This window comes from Gaiella sp. (assembly GCF_057140465.1).
The window spans coordinates 77,001-96,865 of the sequence record NZ_DBNHWK010000030.1 but is presented as its reverse complement, the minus strand read 5'-3'; the positions used below and the strand labels follow the sequence as shown (position 1 = coordinate 96,865).

20 protein-coding genes are annotated in these 19,865 nt (G+C 71.0%); 10 read left to right on the top strand and 10 right to left on the bottom strand.

The genetic code is table 11. From position 1 onward, the window contains the following. The 8 genes from AC162C_RS04585 to rpmH all read right to left on the bottom strand — a co-directional run. Positions 1-379: ParB/RepB/Spo0J family partition protein (locus tag AC162C_RS04585; RefSeq protein ID WP_484096516.1), on the bottom strand; the 379-nt coding region annotated here is incomplete at its 3' end. Next, on the bottom strand, positions 363-1,118 hold the full coding sequence (locus AC162C_RS04580) for a ParA family protein (protein ID WP_462972371.1): 756 nt from the start codon (positions 1,116-1,118) through the stop codon (positions 363-365). The genes AC162C_RS04580 and AC162C_RS04585, both read right to left, overlap by 17 nt. Before the next feature lie 37 nt (positions 1,119-1,155). Further along, a complete protein-coding gene (locus tag AC162C_RS04575; RefSeq protein ID WP_484096515.1) occupies positions 1,156-1,752 on the bottom strand; it encodes a 16S rRNA (guanine(527)-N(7))-methyltransferase RsmG in 597 nt (198 codons plus the stop codon). Between the two features lie 6 nt (positions 1,753-1,758). Beyond that, positions 1,759-2,448, bottom strand: a complete 690-nt coding sequence (jag, locus tag AC162C_RS04570) for an RNA-binding cell elongation regulator Jag/EloR (RefSeq protein WP_484096514.1) — start codon at positions 2,446-2,448, stop codon at positions 1,759-1,761. Next, complete coding sequence (locus AC162C_RS04565) at positions 2,445-3,290, bottom strand: YidC/Oxa1 family membrane protein insertase (RefSeq protein ID WP_484096513.1); 846 nt, start codon at positions 3,288-3,290, stop codon at positions 2,445-2,447. The genes jag and AC162C_RS04565 overlap by 4 nt, the downstream gene beginning before the upstream one ends. Beyond that, positions 3,287-3,550 carry a membrane protein insertion efficiency factor YidD gene (gene yidD, locus AC162C_RS04560; RefSeq protein ID WP_462972367.1) on the bottom strand — a complete coding sequence of 88 codons (264 nt, stop codon included), beginning with the start codon at positions 3,548-3,550 and terminating at the stop codon, positions 3,287-3,289. The genes AC162C_RS04565 and yidD overlap by 4 nt, the downstream gene beginning before the upstream one ends. Then, on the bottom strand, positions 3,547-3,897 hold the full coding sequence (rnpA, locus tag AC162C_RS04555) for a ribonuclease P protein component (RefSeq protein WP_462972366.1): 351 nt from the start codon (positions 3,895-3,897) through the stop codon (positions 3,547-3,549). The genes yidD and rnpA overlap by 4 nt, the downstream gene beginning before the upstream one ends. Before the next feature lie 11 nt (positions 3,898-3,908). Then, positions 3,909-4,043, bottom strand: a complete 135-nt coding sequence (rpmH, locus tag AC162C_RS04550; protein ID WP_462972365.1) for a 50S ribosomal protein L34 — start codon at positions 4,041-4,043, stop codon at positions 3,909-3,911. Positions 4,044-4,351: 308 nt separating this feature from the next. Here rpmH and dnaA point away from each other — a divergent pair, with 308 nt between their 5' ends. The 6 genes from dnaA to gyrA all read left to right on the top strand — a co-directional run bounded on the left by dnaA (position 4,352) and on the right by gyrA (position 13,473). Next, the gene (gene dnaA / locus AC162C_RS04545; protein ID WP_462972364.1) at positions 4,352-5,713 is read left to right on the top strand and encodes a chromosomal replication initiator protein DnaA; all 1,362 of its coding nucleotides are present in this window, start codon (positions 4,352-4,354) and stop codon (positions 5,711-5,713) included. Between the two features lie 168 nt (positions 5,714-5,881). Then, complete coding sequence (gene dnaN / locus AC162C_RS04540; RefSeq protein ID WP_484096512.1) at positions 5,882-7,006, top strand: DNA polymerase III subunit beta; 1,125 nt, start codon at positions 5,882-5,884, stop codon at positions 7,004-7,006. Continuing rightward, entirely contained in the window at positions 6,970-8,064 is a 1,095-nt protein-coding gene (gene recF, locus AC162C_RS04535; RefSeq protein ID WP_484096519.1) for a DNA replication/repair protein RecF, read from the top strand. The genes dnaN and recF overlap by 37 nt, the downstream gene beginning before the upstream one ends. After that, on the top strand, positions 8,061-8,525 hold the full coding sequence (locus AC162C_RS04530) for a DciA family protein (protein WP_484096511.1): 465 nt from the start codon (positions 8,061-8,063) through the stop codon (positions 8,523-8,525). Before recF ends, AC162C_RS04530 begins: the two co-directional genes overlap by 4 nt. A gap of 48 nt (positions 8,526-8,573) precedes the next feature. Beyond that, positions 8,574-10,964 (top strand): DNA topoisomerase (ATP-hydrolyzing) subunit B, encoded by a 2,391-nt coding sequence (gyrB, locus tag AC162C_RS04525; protein WP_484096510.1) that lies wholly within the window; start codon positions 8,574-8,576, stop codon positions 10,962-10,964. Beyond that, entirely contained in the window at positions 10,957-13,473 is a 2,517-nt protein-coding gene (gene gyrA / locus AC162C_RS04520; protein ID WP_484096509.1) for a DNA gyrase subunit A, read from the top strand. The genes gyrB and gyrA overlap by 8 nt, the downstream gene beginning before the upstream one ends. A gap of 33 nt (positions 13,474-13,506) precedes the next feature. Here the strand turns inward: gyrA and AC162C_RS04515 are convergent, their stop codons facing one another. After that, entirely contained in the window at positions 13,507-14,262 is a 756-nt protein-coding gene (locus AC162C_RS04515) for a slipin family protein (RefSeq protein ID WP_484096518.1), read from the bottom strand. A gap of 10 nt (positions 14,263-14,272) precedes the next feature. Beyond that, positions 14,273-15,535, bottom strand: a complete 1,263-nt coding sequence (locus tag AC162C_RS04510) for an NfeD family protein (RefSeq protein ID WP_484096508.1) — start codon at positions 15,533-15,535, stop codon at positions 14,273-14,275. 121 nt (positions 15,536-15,656) lie between these two features. Here AC162C_RS04510 and AC162C_RS04505 point away from each other — a divergent pair, with 121 nt between their 5' ends. The 4 genes from AC162C_RS04505 to AC162C_RS04490 all read left to right on the top strand — a co-directional run bounded on the left by AC162C_RS04505 (position 15,657) and on the right by AC162C_RS04490 (position 19,860). After that, positions 15,657-17,774, top strand: coding sequence for an N-acetylmuramoyl-L-alanine amidase (locus tag AC162C_RS04505; protein WP_484096507.1), 2,118 nt, complete (start codon positions 15,657-15,659; stop codon positions 17,772-17,774). A 123-nt stretch (positions 17,775-17,897) separates the two neighbouring features. Further along, complete coding sequence (locus AC162C_RS04500; protein WP_484096506.1) at positions 17,898-18,422, top strand: RNA polymerase sigma factor; 525 nt, start codon at positions 17,898-17,900, stop codon at positions 18,420-18,422. Next, positions 18,419-18,859, top strand: a complete 441-nt coding sequence (gene fabZ, locus AC162C_RS04495; protein WP_462972356.1) for a 3-hydroxyacyl-ACP dehydratase FabZ — start codon at positions 18,419-18,421, stop codon at positions 18,857-18,859. Before AC162C_RS04500 ends, fabZ begins: the two co-directional genes overlap by 4 nt. Continuing rightward, positions 18,856-19,860, top strand: coding sequence for a beta-ketoacyl-ACP synthase III (locus tag AC162C_RS04490; RefSeq protein WP_484096505.1), 1,005 nt, complete (start codon positions 18,856-18,858; stop codon positions 19,858-19,860). The genes fabZ and AC162C_RS04490 overlap by 4 nt, the downstream gene beginning before the upstream one ends. Positions 19,861-19,865 lie beyond the last annotated feature (5 nt).

The window sequence follows — 19,865 nt, the reverse complement described above, 5'->3', positions numbered from 1 at the left end:
CCGGTGAGAGGTTCTCCCGGGCGACGTTCTCGACGAGGCCGAGGAGCAACGTGTCGCGGTCGTCCGTCTCACGGACGACCGCCGGCAGGGTGGGGAGGCCGGCCTCACGCGCTGCCCGCCAGCGGCGCTCGCCCGCCACGAGCTCGTAGCCCCCTTCCGCTCGTGGTCGCACGACCACCGGCTGCAACACCCCTTGTGCGCGCATCGAAGCCGCGAGCCCGGCTGTCGCATCCGGCTCGAAGCGCTTCCGCGGCTGCCGCGGGTTGGCGTGGATCGCCTCCACGGGAAGGTGGAGGAGCTCTGCCTCGCCGGCTCCGCCGATGAGGACTTCGAGACCGCGTCCGAGGCCGCGGCGCGGGGAGTCAGGAACGGTCGACAAGCTCCATCGCCACCTTCCAGTAGGCCTGTGCGCCCGCCGAACGGCGGTCGTAGGCGATGACAGGGAGCCCGTGGCTCGGCGCCTCCGCGAGGCGGATCGAGCGCGGGACGGTCGTCGTGAACACGAGGTCGCCGAAGTGCCGCCGCAACTCCGCCTCGACCTCTGCCGCAAGGCGGGTTCGCGCGTCCACCATCGTCAGCAGGATCCCCGCGACGGCGAGCCGCGGGTTCAGCCGCGCCTTGACGAGGTTGATCGACCCGAGGAGTTGCGCGAGCCCCTCGAGCGCGTAGTACTCGGCCTGGACGGGGACGATCACCCGGTCCGCGGCGGCGAGCGCGTTGACCGTGAGCGGGCCGAACGACGGCGGGCAGTCGAGGAAGACGAACGTGTACGGGTCGGTCGTGCCGGCGAGCGCATCGGCGAGGTACCGCTCCCCGCCCTCGAGCGCGGAGAGATGGACGGCTGCCGCCGCAAGCGCCGGCTTCGCCGGCACGAGGTCGAGGTTGTCGAGCCCCGACTCCTTCGCGAGGTCGGCGAGTGGAGCCCCGTCCAGGAGGTCGAGCGTGGAGGTGCCGTTCGCGCGCGTGCCGAGGCCGGACGTCGCGTTCGCCTGCGGGTCGAGGTCGACCAGCAGCGTGCGCTCTCCCGCCTCGGCGAGGCAGGCGGCGAGGTTGACGGCGGTCGTCGTCTTGCCGACGCCGCCCTTCTGGTTCGCGATCGCGTAGACCCGGGCGGGCACGACCGACATTCTCGCGCTGGCGGCGGACGCCGCTCGCTCAGGCGAGCGGCCGCTTCCTGGCCACGCCCGTCCGTCGCGGGAAGCCCGGCGGCGTCGGGCCGGTCTTGCGCAGGACGAGGATGCCCGCTGCGTCCCGCTCGAGCTCGGCACCGAGCCTGCTCGCGGCGGCGGCGACGCGGGCGGCGTCCGCGCTCGGCCCCACCCAGAGCAACGCTCCACCCCCCTCGCGGACGAGCGGCAGGCACCATTCCGCCGCGACGACGGGCTCGGCGAGCGCCTTCGCGACGGCGACGCCGAACGTCTCCAGGGGCTGCTCCTCCGCCCGCCCCCACACGACCGTGAGGTTGGGCAGGTCGTCGGTCCACCGCTCGAGGAATGCGCACTTGCGGCGCTCCGCCTCGAGGAGCGTGACCGCCCGGCCGGGGAGCGACGCCGCCAGTGGGATTCCCGGCGTGCCCCCTCCCGAGCCCACGTCGACGAGCGGCCCGGCGAACCCCTCGACGAGGGGCACGCCGCGGAGCGCGTCCTCGAGGAGCATGCGGCGCGCATCGGCAGGGTCGGCCAGCGCGGTCAGGCCCGGCGTCGCGATCACCGCCTCGAGCCAGCGGTCGAGCACGCCGGCGGAGGGCGTCACGGGGCGTCAGTCCGCGACGCGGCGCGGCGAGACCACGACGTACCGGTGAGGCTCGTCGCCCTCGCTCGCCGTCGCGACGCTCGGGTCGTCCTTGAGGGCCTCGTGCACGAGGCGCCGCTCCACGGCGCTCATCGGCTCGAGGGCGACGCGTTGGCCCGTCGCCGTCGCGCGCTCCGCGGCACGCCGCGCGATCCCGTCGACGGTCGACGCGCGTCGCTGCCGGTAGCCGCCCCCGTCGACGACGACGCGGCGCGGCGCGTCCGCGGACCGCCGCACGAGCGAGGTCGCCAGATGCTGGAGGGAGTCGAGCGTGTGGCCGTGCCGCCCGATCAGCACGCTCACGTCCCCACCCACGATCGTGGCGCGGATCGTCTCGTCGTCCTCGTCCACGCGCGCGCGGGCGGAGAGGTCGAGCGCGGCGATCGTCCGGTCGAGCAGCTCCTGGACGAGCGCAGCCTCGGGCGACAGCGGCGGCGCCTCCTCGCCGGTGACGGACGGCTCAGCGGCCGCGACCGCGAGCACGCGTGCCGGCGTGTAGCCGACGCCGAGGAGGCCGCGCTCCCCCTCCGAGACGACCTGGAATCGGACCGTCTCCCGGTCGAGGCCGGGCACGAGCGCCTCGAGCTCGCGCAGCGCGGCCCACTTCGCCTCGCCGACGGTCTCGCCGGCGGCCTCGACGGAGACGTCGTCGCTCATCGGCGGCCGTGCCCGCCGCGCTTGCGGCGAACGCGGCGGGGAGGCCCGGCAACCGCACGGCCCTTCCCGTCGCGCGGTGGCTGCCCCGCGGGCGGCTTCGAGGACGTCTTCTTCGTGGCGGAGGCCTTCTCCTCGGCCGGCGCCGCCGGCTTCGTCTTGTCCTTCGCGAACGAGAGATCCGGCTTCGGCATCATCCGCCGGGTGACCAGCCCCTGGCCCGTGGTCCACAGGTTGGTCGTCAACCAGTAGATCATCAGGCCGCTCGGGAACTGGATGATGAACGGGATGAAGACGATCGGCAGCACCATCAGCAGGATCCGCTGCGCCTTCTGCATCGTCCCGGACATGAAGTACGACGACGACAGCTGGCTCGCGACGTAGATCACGAGGAGCAGCGGGCCCCAGCCGTTCTTCGTCGGCTCCGTGATGTCGACGAGGCCGAGGAAGTCGAGCGCGGACTCCGGGTACTTGACGAAGACCTCTTTCTCGAAGTCGCGGAGCACGTAGAAGAGGGAGATGAAGATCGGGATCTGGAGGACGATCGGCAGGCACGACGACGCCGGGTTGATCTTGTTCTCCTTGTAGAACTTCATCAGCTCTTCGTTCTGGCGCTGCCGGTCGTGCTTCCAGCGCTGCTGGATCTCCTTCATCTCCGGCATGTGGGCCTGCAGGTTCTGCATCGAGTGGATCTGGCGGACGGTCACGGGGACGAGCAACATGCGGACGCAGACGACGAGCGCGACGACCGACCAGGCCCAGGTGAGGCCGACGGACGCGTGGAACCACTCGAGGACGGCGGTGAGGACGTCCTCGATCGGCGTGAGGAGGCCGCCGACGATCACCGCGCGTCAGCGCTCCGTCCGCGCCCGAAGAGCCGCTGGTCGCGCGCGTAGTCGACGCCGCCGTGCGACCACGGGTTGCAGCGGAGCACGCGCCAGCAGGAGAGCACGGCGCCGCGGGCGAGGCCGTACTCCCGGAAGGCGTCGACCGCGTACTGGGAGCACGAAGGGTGGTACTTGCACGTCCCCGGCGGGGTGAGGAGCCCGAACGTCCGCCGCCAGGCCCACACGCCCGCTACCCCGATCGCGCCGAGGCCCTTCACTCCCCTGCCTTTCTCAGCGCATCCGCGACTTGCTCGACGAGCCAGGCCTGGTCGCGCGTCGCGACGGGCTCGGCGAGCCCCGGCCGGGCGGCGAGCACGTAGTCGCGGCCGGGCAGGACCTCGTCACCGAGCTCGCGCCACGCCTCGCGGAGGCGACGCTTGACGCGGTTGCGCTCGACGGCGGAGCCGACGGTCTTCGGCACGGCGAGGCCCAGGCGGGGGCTGCCGTGCGGGTCGTCCTCGCGCGGGAACACGTGCAGGGTCACGTACCGCGTGGAGACGGAGCGGCCCTTGCGGTAGACCGCGTCGAAGTCCCGCGAGCGGGACAATCGTTGGCGGCGCTCCACGGGGACGACGGTCAGGCCGAGAGCCGGCTGCGCCCCTTCGCGCGGCGGCGCTTGAGGATCGCGCGGCCGGCACGGGTCGACATGCGCGCGCGGAACCCGTGCTTGCGCTTGCGGCGGCGAACGTTGGGCTGGTAGGTGCGTTTCACGGTGCTCGGGAAGGCGGTCGGCGGCGGGCCGAGCGGGCAGTATAGACGAGCATCGACGGCGGCCGCTTATCCACAGCCCGTGGCCGGGGATGATTCGCGGAAAGCGCTGCATGCGGGGTGCGGCCGTCGTCTGCACGGGCACCGCACCGGCTGGTTTCCACACCTGTGGAGAATCGTGTGGAGATCGGAAAGTTCCTGCAAATTGCACTCTTTTTGTCCACGAACGGCGTCGCAGCACTGGCGGACGGGAGGCCGGGATGGTGATATGCTCGCGCCCTCTCCGACCCCCGAAGGAGTCCTGCGCCCGCGTGGAGCACGCCGTCGAGCCCACCGCTGAGTCCCTCTGGAGCGAGCTCTCGCGTCGCCTCCGGGAGACCCTCAACGACACCACCTACACGACGTGGTTCTCGGAAGCCGGCCCGGGCGAGCTCCGGCGGGACACGTTCGTCGTCGTCGTCCCCAACGACTTCACCCGCGAATGGGTGGAGGGGCACTTCCTCGGGCTCATGAAGGCCACGGTCTCGGAGTCCCTGGGGCGCGACGTCAGGGTGCAGCTCGTGGTGTCGGAGCAGCCGCCGGCGATCGTGACCCCGTCAGCGGAGGGAGATCCATCGCCGCAACCCGACCCGGCGCCGCAACCGGGCGCGAACCCGAAGTACACGTTCGACAACTTCGTCATCGGCTCGTCGAACCGCTTCGCGCACGCCGCCGCCCTTGCCGTGGCCGAGGCCCCCGCACAGGCCTACAACCCGCTCTTCATCTACGGGGGCACGGGCCTCGGGAAGACACACCTCCTGCAGGCGATCGGGGCGTACGTGAGCGAGCACACCCGGCGTCTGACGACGCGCTACGTCACGAGCGAGACGTTCATGAACGACTTCATCAACTCGCTCCGCGACAAGCGGATCGAAGGCTTCAAGCAGCGCTACCGGACGTACGACGTGCTCCTGGTCGACGACATCCAGTTCTTCGAGGGCAAGGAGCGGATACAGGAGGAGTTCTTCCACACGTTCAACTCGCTCTACGAGGCGGGCCGGCAGATCGTGATCTCCTCCGACCGGCCGCCGAAGGAGATCGCAACACTCGAGGACCGGCTCCGGTCGCGGTTCGAGTGGGGGCTGATCACCGACATCCAACCCCCGGACCTCGAGACGCGCATCGCGATCCTGCGCAAGAGAGTGACGACCGACGGGATCGACGTCACCGATCCAGAGGTGCTGACGTTCATCGCCGGCCGCGTCTCCACGAACATCCGCGAGCTCGAGGGTGCACTCACGCGCGTGGTCGCCTTCTCGTCGCTCACAGGGTTGCCGTTGACCGTCGATCTCGCCGAGCAGGTGCTGCGGGACGTCTTCCCCGGCGGTGACGCCACCCCCGAGGTCACGATCGCGCGGATCCAGGAGGCGGTCTCGGACCGTTTCGGGCTCAGCGTCGTCGAGCTCGTCAGCCCGCGCCGGTCGCAGTCCGTCGCCTATCCGCGACAGGTGGCGATGTACCTGTCCCGCGAGCTCACGGATGCGTCGCTGCCGAAGATCGGCAAGGAGTTCGGTGGGAGAGACCACACGACGGTGATCCACGCGACGACGAAGATCACGCGGCTCATCAGTGAGGACAGATCTGTGTACAACCTCGTCCAGGACCTCACAGCCCGCATCAAACAGACCCGGTGAGATGAGGATCGGCAACGCGGGCACACGTCGACATGGGGGTCCGGTGGACGACTGCGGTGTGGTCGTCACCAACCCCGATCGCCGTGCTCATGCGGGGTCGGGACCGTCATCCACATCGTCCACACTCCTTACTACGTCTATGAAAGGTTCTTAGGTAGGAGAACAGCAATGGAAGTCGACACCGCACTCGCCCACGATCTCTCCGTCCGCTGCTCGCGCGACGAGTTGACCGCTGCGCTGGGCGTTGTCGCCCGCGCGGTCTCCACCCGCGGCGCAGTCCAGGTGCTGTCGGGCGTGCTCCTCGAAGCCCGAGAGGGCCGTCTCGAGCTCTCAGCGACCGACATGGAGCTGTCGATCCGGACGTCGCTCGCCGCCGACGTCGACGGAGAGGGCGCGTTCGTCGCACCCGGCCGCCTGCTCGTCGACCTCGCGCGACTGCTCCCCGCAGACGAGGTCGTGCTCGGATACCGGGCCGAGGACGGCGCAGCCTCCGTTCGCAGCGGCGCCTACGCATCGCGGTTGAACGTGTACGCGGCGGACGACTTCCCGCGGCTGCCGTCGGTCGACGTGGGGCTCCACGAGGTCGGTGCCGCATCGCTGCTCGACACGATCGAGCGGGTGTCGCGAGCGGCATCGCGCGACGAGTCGCGCCCCGTGCTCACCGGCATCCTCGTGCGCTTCGACGGTGCGACCCTGACCATGGCCGCGACCGACTCCTACCGGCTCTCGCTGAAAGAGACCCCGCTCGACACGCCCGGCCCCGACCTCGACGCGATCATCCCCGCGCGCGCCCTGGGCGAGCTCGCACGCCTGGCCGCCGGCGCGGAGACGATTCGCCTGGGCACGAGCGACAACCACGTCATCTTCGGTGTCGGCGACCTGTGGCTCACGACACGCCGGATCGACGGCCAGTTCCCGAACGTGCAGCAGCTGCTGCCAGAGTCGTTCGACGTGGAGCTGGAGCTGCCGCGCGCCGAACTCCTCGACGTCGTCCGCCGTGCCGCCGTGATGGCGCAGCGGAACGCGCCGCTCCGGCTGCGGTTCGCGGAGGGCGCGCTGACCGTCGGCGCCCAGAGCCAGGACGTCGGCGAGACGTCCGAGTCGCTCCCGGCGGGCTACACCGGCGAGGCGCTCGAGATCGGGTTCAACGCCGACTTCCTCCGCGAGGGCCTCGAGTCGATCCATGCCGACACGGTGCAGATGAAGCTCATCAACCCCCTGCGGCCGGGCCTCCTCACCGCCGACGGCGATGCGTTCTGGTACCTGATCATGCCGATCCGCCTCGCAGGCTGATCGTCGACGGGGTCACGCTCCGGGAGTTCCGCTCCTACCGCGAGCTCCAGCTCCAGCTCCAGCCCGGCCTCGTGCTCGTGACCGGCGCGAACGGCGCCGGTAAGACGAACCTCCTCGAGGCACTCCATGTCGGCACCCAGGGCTTCAGCCCGCGAACGCGATCCGACGCCCACCTCGTCCACCACGACGCAGACCACGCCCGGGTCACCGTGGCCGGGCGCCGCGAAGCCGTCCCGACGACGGTCGACGTGACGCTCGCCCGCCATGCGCCGAAGCGCGCGCGGCTCAACGGCGCACCGGTGCGCTCCGCGGAGCACCTGCGAACCGAGCTCACGACGCTCGTCTTCACCCCCGACCGGCTCGCGGTCGTCAAGGGTGGTCCCGCCGTCCGCCGTGCGTACCTCGACCGCTCTCTCGGCCGCCTGCTCCCGTCGCGGGCGCCGCTGCCGCTCGAGTACGGCGCCGCGCTGGGTCAACGCAACGCGGCGATCCGCCGCATCTCGACCGGTCACGCGACGCGCGACTCCCTGTCGCCGTGGACGGAGCGGGTGGTCGTCCTGGGCGCGGCCCTCGTCGCCGCGCGTCTCGAGACGCTGGCACTGCTCGCACGACCGTTCGCGGAGCGCGCGGAGGAGCTCGGCCTCACCGAGACGGAGCTCGCGTACGAGGGCGACCCGCCGTCGGTGGACGAGCTGGACGCGCGGGTCGACCGCGACCTCGAGCGCGGGTCGACCGGGCTCGGGCCCCACCTGCACGAGATCGCGATCCGGTCCCGCGGCCGCGACCTCCGCACGCTCGGCTCACAGGGCGAGCAGCGACTCGCAGTGCTCGCGCTGCTGCTGGCCGAGGCGGAGCTGCTCGCCGACCGGGCACGGGTGCCGCCGCTCGTCCTGCTCGACGACGCCCTCTCCGAACTCGACGCCGATCGGCGTCGGATCCTCAGCGCCCGGCTCGGGCACGTCGGCCAGGCGATCGTCACCGCCACCGGCGCGGAGGCGATGCCGCTCGCACCCGCCCAGCTCCTCGTCGTCACGCCCGGCAGCGTGCGGGCCGCATGATGGAACGGATCGGCGGCGAGGTACGACGCTCGCTCGGCGGTGCAGGCGTGCCCGACGCCGGCGTGCTGGCGGCCGTCGTGGACGCGTGGCCCGACGCGGTCGGCCCGGCGATCGCGCGGTCGGCGTGGCCGTCCCGCATCGGCCGCGACGGGACGCTCCACGTGGCGACGGTGTCTGCGACGTGGGCCTTCGAGCTCGGACATCTCGCCGGGGAGATCCAGGCGAAACTGACGGCCGCGGTCGGCCCGGACGCCCCCTCCACGCTCCGGTTCTCGCCGGGCCCCGTCCCCGCCGCGGGCGCCGAGGAGGAGGGCGACCCCGTGCCTCCTCGCCCGTCGGCGGAGGAGGAGCGAGAGGCGGATGCGATCGCCTGCGGGGTGGACGACGAGCGGCTCCGTGAGCTCGTCCGCCGAGCCGCCGCCGCAAGCCTCGCAGCCCGCCGCTCCGACCACTCGTTCTGATAGACTTACCGCAGCCCGCAAAACACATGTTTTGCAGGGCTTTTTTCTATGACAGAGACGAGTTACACGGCCAAGGACATCACGGTCCTGGAAGGGCTCGAGCCGGTCCGGCTGCGGCCGGGAATGTACATCGGCTCGACCGGGTCGCGGGGCCTCCACCACCTCGTGTACGAGGTGGTCGACAATGCGGTCGACGAGGCGCTCGCGGGCCACAACGACCACGTCGACGTCACGATCCACCCGGACAACTCGATCACTGTCCGAGACGCCGGGCGCGGGATCCCGGTCGACGTCGTCGCCGACCAGGAGCTCCCTGCGCTCACCGTCGTCCTCACGAAGCTCCACGCCGGCGGCAAGTTCGGGGGAGAGGGCTACAAGGTCTCGGGCGGCCTCCACGGAGTCGGCGTCTCGGTGGTCAACGCCCTCTCGGAGTGGCTCACCGCGACCGTGTGTCGCGACGGGACGAAGTACCGGCAGGAGTTCGCCCGCGGCGTGCCGCAGGGCGCCATGGAGACCGTCGGGAAGTGCTCCAAGGCGGAGACCGGGACGACGATCTCCTTCCTGCCGGACGACGAGGTCTTCGACGACACCGAGTTCAACGCCGGCACGCTCGCGCAGCGACTCCGGGAGACGGCGTTCCTCACCCGCGGCCTGCGGATCGCGCTGCGTGACGAGCGCGCCGGTGGCGAGAGCCACGAGTTCCACTACGAGGGCGGCATCCGCGACTTCGTCGGCCACATCAACGAGGCGAAGGACGCGGTGCACAAGCACGTCGTGTACCTGGAGGGCGAGAACGAGGAGGGCCAGGTCGAGGTCGCGATGCAGTGGAACACCTCGTACGTCGAGTCGGTGTTCTCGTTCGCGAACAACATCAACACGACGGAGGGCGGGACGCACCTCTCCGGGTTCCGGTCGGCGTTGACGGGAACGCTCAACAAGTACGCCCGCGAGAAGAGCCTCCTCAAGGAGAAGGAGGACAACCTCGAGGGGGAGGACGTCCGCGAGGGCCTCGCCGCCGTGATCTCCGTGAAGCTCGCGAACCCCCAGTTCGAAGGACAGACGAAGACGAAGCTCGGGAACCCGCCGGTCGAGAGCCTCGTGAAGACGACGGTCAACCAGCGACTCGCGGAGTTCCTCGAGGAGCATCCGACCGAGGCGAGGCAGATCATCACGAAGGCGATCTCCGCAGCGCGAGCGCGACAGGCGGCGCGGAAGGCCCGCGAGCTGACCCGACGCAAGAGCGCGCTCGAGAACTCCGCCCTGCCCGGCAAGCTCGCGGACTGCACGATCAAGGACCCCGAGTCGGCCGAGCTCTACATCGTCGAGGGTGACTCGGCGGGCGGCTCCGCCAAGCAGGCGCGGGATCGCACCTACCAGGCGATCCTCCCGCTGCGCGGCAAGATCATCAACTCCGAGAAGAACCGGATCAACAAGGTGCTCTCGAACACCGAGATCCAGGCGATGATCACCGCGATCGGGACCGGGTTCGGGGACGAGTTCGCGATCGAGAACCTCCGCTACGGGCGGATCATCGTGATGACGGACGCGGACGTCGACGGCGCCCACATCCGCACGCTCGTCCTCACGTTCCTCTTCCGCACGATGCCGGAGCTGTTCGAGCGGGGGCACATCTACATCGCCGTCCCCCCGCTCTACCGCGTCAAGCTCGGCAGCCGTGAGCTCTACTTCGAGAAGGACCACCAGCTCGAGGAGCTCCTGCTCCGCGAGCGCGCCAAGGACGTGACCGTCGAGGCGCGGGATTCCGCTGCGGCTCCGCTCACCGAGACCCGGTTCTGGAAGTTCGACCGCGAGCTGGAGAGGCTCGAGGCGTGGGCGAAGAAGCTCGCGAGCGAGTTCCCGCAGGCCGCCGACTTCGCCCTCGCGTACGGGCTCGTCGAGGCGACCGCGACCTCGACGGACGACGCGGAGGCGCTGATCGTCTCGCTGACGCCGAACGGGCACGAGCTGACCGTGACGGAGCGCGCTGACGACCGGCTCCGGATCAAGGTCGTCGAGACCGAGACCGGCGCAGCGGCATTCGTCGAGCTGCCGACGGCGATGCTCGGCTCCACGACGCTGCAGGACGTCCGCAAGGCGTACGCACGGGTGGCGGACGCGATCGGCGGCCACCCGCCGTTCACGGTGGCGTACGGGAAGAAGTCCGCACAGGCTGCGACCTTCGCCGAGCTCCGCAGCAGGATCGTCGAGCTCGCGAAGGACGGGATCCAGCTGTCACGGTTCAAGGGGCTCGGAGAGATGAACCCGGAGCAGCTGTGGGAGACGACGATGGATCCCGCCCGGAGGATGCTCCTCCGGGTCGAGGTCGAGGACGCCGCCGCCGCCGATCGGGTGTTCTCGATGCTGATGGGCGACGCCGTCGAGCCCCGCCGCGAGTTCATCGAGCAGAACGCGGCAGCGGTGAGGTTCCTGGATGTCTGAGCTCGTCGAGCCGCTCGGCCCAGGCCGTATCGAGGCCCGCGAGCTCGAGCAGGAGATGCGCTCGAGCTACCTCGACTACGCGATGAGCGTGATCGTCGGCCGCGCGCTGCCCGACGTCCGCGATGGGCTGAAGCCCGTGCACCGACGCGTGCTCTACGGCATGCACGAGGCCGGGATGCAGCCGAACCGGCCGTACGTGAAGTCCGCCCGCGTCGTCGGGGACGTGATGGGCAAGTACCACCCCCATACCGACTCCGCGATCTACGACACGCTGGTCCGGATGGCACAGCCCTTCTCGCTCCGGTACACGCTCGTCGACGGCCAGGGGAACTTCGGGTCGGTCGACGACGACCCCGCGGCCGCGATGCGGTACACGGAGTGCCGGCTCACGCGCCTCGCGACGGAGCTGCTCCGGGACATCGACGCCGACACCGTCGACTTCGCGCCGAACTACGACGAGTCGCGTCGCGAGCCGTCCGTCCTGCCGTCCAGGTTCCCGAACCTGCTCGTCAACGGCTCCGCGGGGATCGCCGTCGGCATGGCGACGAACATCCCGCCGCACCACCTCGGGGAGACGATCGACGCGGTCGTGCGCCTGATCGACAAGCCGGACGCGAGCGTGGACGACCTCATGAAGGACGTGAGGGGCCCGGACTTCCCGACGGGCGCGCTGATCGTCGGGCGCGCGGGGATCCGCGACGCATACCGCTCGGGCCGCGGCCGGATCGTGATGCGCGCCCGCGCTCACGTCGAGGAGCTCCGGGGCGGCAAGAGCGCGATCATCGTCACCGAGCTCCCCTACGGCGTGAAGAAGGGCGGCGACTCCGGAGTGATCCGGAAGATCGCAGACCTCGTCCACGAGAAGGTGCTGACGGAGATCTCCGACCTCGCCGACCACTCCGACCGGAGCGGGATGCGGATCCAGATCGAGCTCAAGCGCGAGGCGATCCCGCAGGTCGTCCTCAACAAGCTGTTCAAGCACACGGCGCTGCAGACGACGTTCGGCTACAACGCCGTCGCGCTCGTCGACGGCGTCCCGCGCACGCTCTCGCTGCTCGAGCTGATCCGGCACTACCTCGAGTACCAGCGCGAGATCGTCGTCCGACGCTCGAAGCACGAGCTCCGCCAAGCGGAGCGGCGGGCGCACATCCTCCAGGGCTACCTGATCGCCCTCGACAACCTCGACGCGGTGATCGCGCTGATCCGCGGCTCCGACGACACGGAGAGCGCCCGCAGCGCGCTCCAGGAGCAGTTCGACCTCTCGGAGGAGCAGGCCCAGGCGATCCTCGACCTGCGTCTCCGCGCCCTCACGGGGCTCGAGCGCAAGCGCGTCGAGGACGAGTACCGTGACCTCCAGGAGCGGATCGGCGAGCTGCGGGCGATCCTCGGTGACCCGGCGCGCGTGGACGCGCTGATCCGGGAGGAGCTCCTCGAGATCAGCGAGATCTACGCCCGCAAGGACGACCGCCGTACGGAGATCGTCGCCGGCGAGGACGCGCTCGAGCTCGAGGACATGATCGCCGAGGAGGACATGGTGATCGCGATCACGCGGTCGGGGTACATCAAGCGTCTCCCGGTGACCGCGTACCGCGAGCAGCGCCGCGGCGGGATCGGCGTGATGGGGATGGACCTCAAGGAGGACGACTACATCGAGCACCTCTTCGTCGCCTCGACGCACGACTACATCCTCTTCTTCACGACCGTCGGGAAGGTCTACCGGCTGAAGGTGCACGAGCTGCCGCTCGGCTCCCGGCAGTCGAAGGGCCGCGCGATCGTCAACCTCCTGCCGTTCCGCCAGGGAGAGCTCGTCCGCGCCGTGATCGCGACGCGGGACTTCAAGGAGGCGCGCTTCCTCGTGTTCGCGACGAAGCGCGGTGTCGTCAAGAAGACCGCGTTCGGCGACTACAACACCCCTCTGAAGGCCGACGGGATCATCGCGATCAAGCTGCGCGACGACGACGAGCTCGTGGGCGTGCGACTCTCGGACGGCGACGACGACGTGCTCATGGTCTCGCGGGCCGGGCAGGCGATCCGGTTCCGGGAGCAGGACGTGCGGCCGATGGGGCGGCCGGCCTCGGGGGTGCAGGGGATGCGCCTGCGCGCGGAGGACGAGGTGATCGCCGTCGACATCGCGAAGGACGACGCCGACCTCCTCGTGGTCACCGAGAACGGCTGGGGGAAGCGCACCAGGATCTCCGAGTACCCCGTGAAGGGGCGCGGCGGCCTCGGGGTGCAGACGGCGAAGCTCGTCGAGGGCAAGGGCAAGCTCGCCGGCGCCCGTGTCGTCCGCGACGGCTACCAGGTGATGCTCGTGTCGGACGGCGGCACGGTGATCAAGATGGCCGTCGACGACGTCAAGCGCTCCGGGCGGGCGACGCAGGGCGTGATCGTCATGCGCCTCCGGGAAGGCGAGCAGGTCTCGAGCCTCGCGCCCGTGGTCTCCGGCGACGAGGCGGGAGGCGACGGCACCGACGCGCCGGCGGCCGACGCGCCGGCGGACGGCGCCTAGGGCGCCCGCGGCGGCCGTCCGCCGGCGATCCGCTCAGGACGACGGGCCGCGCGTCCTCCCCAGGGTGTCGAGGAACTCGATCGGGATGGGGAACACGACGGTGGAGCTGTTCTGCGCGCCGATCTCGAGGAGCGTCTGCAGGTAGCGGAGCTGCACCGTGATCGGCTCCTGCGCCATCACGGCCGCCGCGTCCCGGAGCCGCTCGGACGCCTGGTACTCGCCCTCGGCGGAGATCACCTTCGCGCGCCGCTCCCGCTCGGCCTCCGCCTGCCGGGCCATCGCGCGCTGCATGTCGCTCGGGATCTCGACGTCCTTCACCTCGACGATGGTGACCTTGATCCCCCACGGCGAGGTGGCGTCGTCGATGATCCTCTGCAGGATCTCGTTGATCTTGTCCCGCTCCGAGAGGAGCTCGTCCAGCACGTGCTGGCCGAGGACCGAGCGGAGGGTCGTCTGCGAGATCTGGGACGTCGCGACCATGTAGTTCTCGACCTGGACGATCGCCGCCTTCGGCTCCACGATCCGGAAGTACGCGACCGCGTTCACGCGGACCGGCACGTTGTCCTTCGTGATCACCTCCTGCGGCGGCACGTTGAGGGTGACCGTGCGCAGGTCGACCCGGACCATGCGGTCGATGATCGGGATCAGGAGGAAGAGCCCCGGCCCCTTCGGCTCGGCGAGCAACCGGCCGAGCCGGAAGACGACGCCTCGCTCGTACTCCCGCGCCACCTTGACGGCGGCCGAGAGGACGATCGCGAGGAGGATGACCACGACGGCGACGACGATCAGTACGGCCACGTCAGCCCCTTTCGTTCGCGGGTGAGGAGACGACGAGCCCGAGGTCGTCGTCAACGGAATCGACCGACACACGATCTCCGGGCACGAGCGGTCGGCCGTCGACGCTGCGTGCCCGCCACAACTCGCCGCCGACGGCAACGTAGCCCTGCCGGCGCACCTCGCCCTCGCCGCCGATCAGGCGGTGGACGTCGACCTCGGGTGGACGACGCCGGGCGGCCATCGCCTTCGTGAAGCCCACGCCGACGATCAGCGCGAGCGTGACGGCGATCGTGATCGCCACCCAGAGCGAGACCTGGTATGCCTCTCCGGCCGGATCGAACAGCATGAGCGCGCCGACGACGAACGTCACCGCACCGGCGACCGTCAGCGCGCCGTGGCTGGGCACGAAGAGCTCGGCGACGAAGAACGCGATCGCGAGCACCATCAGCAGCGCTCCCGCCACGGAGACCGGGAGCACCTGGAGGCCGTAGAGCGCGACGAGGAGCGAGATCGCCCCGACCGTCCCCGGGAAGATCAGCCCGGGGTTCCAGAGCTCGACGACGATCCCGATGAGGCCGATCGAGAGCATCAGCGCGATGATGTTCGGGTCGATGAGGATGTCGAGCGCGCGTTGCCAGAACGACATCCGCACCGTGTCGATCGACGCGCCGGCCGTCGCCAGCGTGAGGCCCTTGGGTTGTGTCTCCCGCCCGTCGATCGTCTCGAGCAGCTCGGGGAGGGTGGCCGAGATCTCGTCGATCACGCCGCGCTCGAGCGCCTCGCGCGCGCCGTAGTTCGCGGCGTCGCGCACCATCGCCTCGGCTGCGGCGGCGTTGCGGCCGTGCTCCCGTGCGAGCTCCGACACGTACGCAGCGGCATCGTTCACGACCTTCTTGCGGAGGTCGTCGGAGAGGTCCTCGCCGCTCGTCGAGATCGGCGTCGAGGAGCCGATGTTCGTCTGCGGAGCCATGGCGAGGACGTCGGCGGCCTGGCCGATCACGGCGCCTGCGGAGTCGGCGCTCGACCCGGGCGGGGAGACGTACACGATCACGGGGATGGGCAGGCCGAGGATGCTCTTGACGATCTCGCGCATCGACGACGAGAGCCCGCCGGGCGTGTCCATCTCGATCACGACCGCGTCGTACCCTTCGTCCACGCCGCGCTCCATCACGTCCTGCAGGAAGTCCTGCGTCACCGGGTTGACGTCGTTGTCGAACTCGGCGACGAGGACGCGCGCATCGTCCGCGGCGGCCGGGGAGCCGAGTACGAGTGCCGCCCCGAACATGGCCGCGAGGAGCAGAAAACCCCGCAAACTCCGGCCCTTCACAACTGTAAGGAGACTATCAGGGGAGGGGTCGGCACCCTTGTCGGCGAACGCTGAGAAGGGCACGCTGGTGTTGCCTGTCATGACTCGCACGTTTCTCGCCCTCACGGTGCTCGCCGTCGCGGCGGCCGTCCCACCCGCCGCCTCGGCGGGCCTCGTGACGTCGTCGACGCGCCCCGTCGGCGAGATCACGCTGCAGGCGACCGAGGTCCCTGCGCCGCCCCGGTTCGACCTCGTCGGGCTCCGCTGGCGCGGATCGGGGCGGGTCGAGCTGCGGACACGCTCCGCCGACGGAGCGTGGACGCCCTGGCGCGACGCAGCGCCCGAGCGGACGGACCGGCCGGACGTCGGCGCCGGCGAGGGCAGGCGACTCGAGGGATGGACGGTGGGCAACCCGTGGTGGGTCGGCCCGTCGGACCGGCTCCAGGTGCGCGCGCGGGGCGCGGTGCGGTCGGCGCGGGCGACCTTCGTCCGGAGCCCAGAGGTGCGCATACCGCTGCGAGCGCTGGCCGAGACCGGTGCCCCCGCGATCGTGTCGCGCTCCACGTGGAGCGCCGACGAGTCGATCCGGCGCGGAGAGCCGACGTACGCGCCCGACCTCCGGTACGCGATCGTGCACCACACGGCCGGGTCGAACGACTACTCGCGGTCGGAGGCAGCGGCGATCGTCAGGGGCATCCAGACGTACCACGTGCGCTCGAACGGCTGGAACGACATCGGCTACAACTTCCTCGTCGATCGCTTCGGCACGATCTACGAGGGGCGCTACGGCGGCATCGACCGGAACGTCGTCGGCGCCCATGCGCTGGGATTCAACACCGGGTCGGTCGGCGTCGCCCTGCTGGGGACCTACACGAGCCCGCGTCCGTCCGCCGCCGCCGAGAAGGCGATCGCCACGCTCCTCTCGTGGCGGCTCGACCTCGCGTACATCGATCCCCTGGCGACGATCACCGTGCCGTCCGGCGGCAGCGACCGCTATCCGGCCGGCGTGGCCGTGCAACTGCGGACGGTCTCCGGTCACCGTGACACGGGGTTCACCGCGTGCCCGGGCGACGCGCTCTACGCCAGGCTCGGCGCGCTGGCTGCGCAGGCCGCGGCGGCGGGCGGGCCGAAGCTCTACTACCCGTTCGCCGACGGCGTCCTCGGCGGCCCGATCCGGTTCACCGCCCGTCTCTCGCAGCCCCTCCGCTGGCAGGTGGTCGTCGCAGGCGCCGATGGGGCGGAGGTGGCGCGCGGCACCGGGTCGTCCACGGCGATCGACTGGACGTGGGACTCGTCGGCGGCCGCGCCGGGCGAGTTCCGCTGGACGATCGGCGCCGGAAGCGGCGACCGGTCGGTGCGCCCCGCGTCGGGAACGCTGGGCTCGGCGGTGGAGCCGGGTCCGCTCGAGCTCCTCGGCGTGTCGGCCGACCCGCCCACGATCAGCCCGAACGGGGACGGCGAGGCCGACGCGACGGTCGTCGCGTACACGCTGTCGGTGGACGCGACGGTTGCCGCGACCGTCCTCGACGAGGCCGGCTGGGAGCTCGCCGAGCTCGAGCCGGCGCGTTGGCGTCGCGCGGGGCAGCACACCGTCGACTTCGACGGCGGCGATCTCCCCGACGGCCGCTACGCCGTCCGGCTCGTCGCCCGGTCCGCCGACGGCGTCGAGGTCGAGGCCCGCGTGCCCGTCTCGATCACGCGAACGCTCTCTCTCGCGTCGCTCGTTCCCGCGGTGTTCTCGCCGAACGGTGACGGACGGGTCGATCGGGCGCGCGTGTCGCTCACGCTCGGACGGGAGGCCGCCGTGCGGGTGCGGGTCCTCCGCGGCGAGCGCTGGGTGGCGACGCCGTTCGACGCGCGGCTGAAGGCTGGCCGCCGCACCGTCCTCTGGGACGGGTCGAAGCGCGTCGGCAGGCTCCGCGACGGTGACTACACCCTCGTGCTCGAGGTCACGGACGAGGTGGCGACGACCCGCATCGCCTTCCCCGTGACGAGCGACACGACGGCGCCCAGGCTGCGCCTGGTCTCGCGGACACCGCCCCGGATCGCGGTCAGTGAGCCGGCATCGGTTCGGCTGCGCGTCAACGGTGCGGTGCGGCGACTCCGCGTCACGGAGGCGGGGACGGTGACGATTCCGGGTATCCGCGGTGTGCGCACGCTGATCGCGAGCGCCCAGGACGCCGTCGGCAACCGCTCCCGCGTGCTCACCGTTCGCTGAGCGGTCGCACGCGGCGAGTAGACTCGCCCGGTGCAACCGTCGCGCCGTCCCCGGCCTCGAATCGAGCGACGACTCCGGTCCGGCCGGCCCCTGCAGTACGAGCGACTGAGCGATCCGATTCTCGTGACCCGCGCGAAGGACGGCGACCCGCAGGCACTCGCGGCCCTGTGCGAGCGGCACGCGCCCCGCGTCGAGCGAACCGCCCGCCACGTCCTCCGGAACGAGGAGGACGCTCGTGACGCCTCCCAGGAGGCACTCGCCTCTCTCTGCACCAAGCTCGGCCAGTTCCGCGGCGACGCTGCGCTCACCACGTGGCTCCACCGGCTCACGATCAATGCGTGCCGTGACGTCGCACAGCGTCGGCTGCGCCGCCCGTGGGAGACGCTCGACCAGGACTCGCGGGTCTCGCCCGATCCCTCGCCCGCGCGCGCGGCCGAGCTGTCGGAGCTCCGTGCCGAGCTCCGCGAGGGGCTCGCCATGCTGCCCCGGGCGCAGGCCGACGTGATCCTCCTCGCCGACGCCCTCGGGTACACGTTCCGTGAGATCAGCGACGCGTCGGGCATGCCGGTCGGGACCGCCAAGTGCTACGCGCACCGCGGGAGGGTCGGCCTCCGGGAGCGCCTCGGGCCCCGGGAGCCGACCACGTGAACCTCACCGTCCCCTTCGGCCGGGACGTGATCGAGTCGATCATCCCGCATCGCGATCCGTTCCTGCTCATCGACGAGGTGGTCGAGCTCGAGCCGGGACGCAGAGTCGTCGCCACACGGGCCGTCCGGGCGGACGACCCGTGGTTCGCGGGGCACTTCCCGGGGCGTCCCGTGATGCCCGGCGTGCTGATCGTCGAGGCGATGGCGCAGGCGGGCGCGGTCGCCGTGCTCGTGGAGGAGGAGAACCGGGGGCGGATCGCGTTCTTCGCCGGGATCGACGACTGCCGTTTCAAGCGCGTGGTCGAGCCCGGCGACGTGCTCACGCTCACCTGCGAGATCGACCAGGTGCGCGGGCCGATCGGGCGCGGCAAGGCGACGGCGCACGTCGGAGACGCGCTCGCGGCACGGGGGACGCTCACGTTCGCGGTGGAGCGATGATCGGCTCCGCCGGTGCGCGCCGCATCGGGATCACCGGCCTCGGCGTGAACGTCCCCGAGCGCGTGCTCACGAACGACGACCTCGCCCAGATCGTCGATACGTCCGACGAGTGGATCGTCGAGCGGACGGGCATCCGCGAGCGCCGGATCGCGCGCGACGACGAGGCACTCACCGACGTCGCGCTTCCGGCGGCGCGGGCCGCGCTCGCCGAGGCCGCATTGGCGCCCGCGGACGTCGACCTCCTGATCTGCGCGACGGTGACGCCCGACATGATGTTCCCGACCAGCTCCGCGCTGCTCGCCAACACGCTCGACATGCCCAAGGCCGCCGCCTACGACCTGCTCGCCGGGTGTACGGGGTTCGTGTACGCGATCGCACAGGCCTACGGGATGCTGGCCTCCGGGCTCGCCCACCGCGCTCTCGTCGTCGGAGGCGACGTGCTCTCGAAGATCCTCGACTGGGAGGACCGCTCGACGCTCGTCCTCTTCGGCGACGGGGCGGGAGCGGTCGTGATGGAGCCGGTGCAGCGCGGCGGCTTCCTCGGCTTCGAGCTCGGCGCCGACGGCGGCGGAGGGGATCACCTCCGGCTTCCCGGAAGCGGCTCTCGCCGGTTCGACGACCCGGAGGGCCTCGTGAAGATGAACGGGCGCGAGGTCTTCAAGTTCGCGACGCGGGTGCTGGTCTCGTCGGCCGTCGCCGTCCTCGAGCAGTGCGACAAGACGATGGACGAGGTCGACGTGTACGTCCCGCACCAGGCGAACAAGCGGATCATCGACTACGCGGCGGGGAAGCTCGGCGTCGACTCCGAGCGGACGGTCGTGAACGTAGACCGCTTCGGCAACACGTCGTCCGGCTCGATCCCGCTCGCGCTCGCCGACGCGCGCGCCGACGGACGGCTCCACGACGGGTCGCTCGTGCTGATGACCGGGATGGGTGCTGGCCTCACGTGGGGGTCCGCGCTGCTTGAATGGACGGACGCAACCGCAGCGGCAGGCCGCTGAAACGC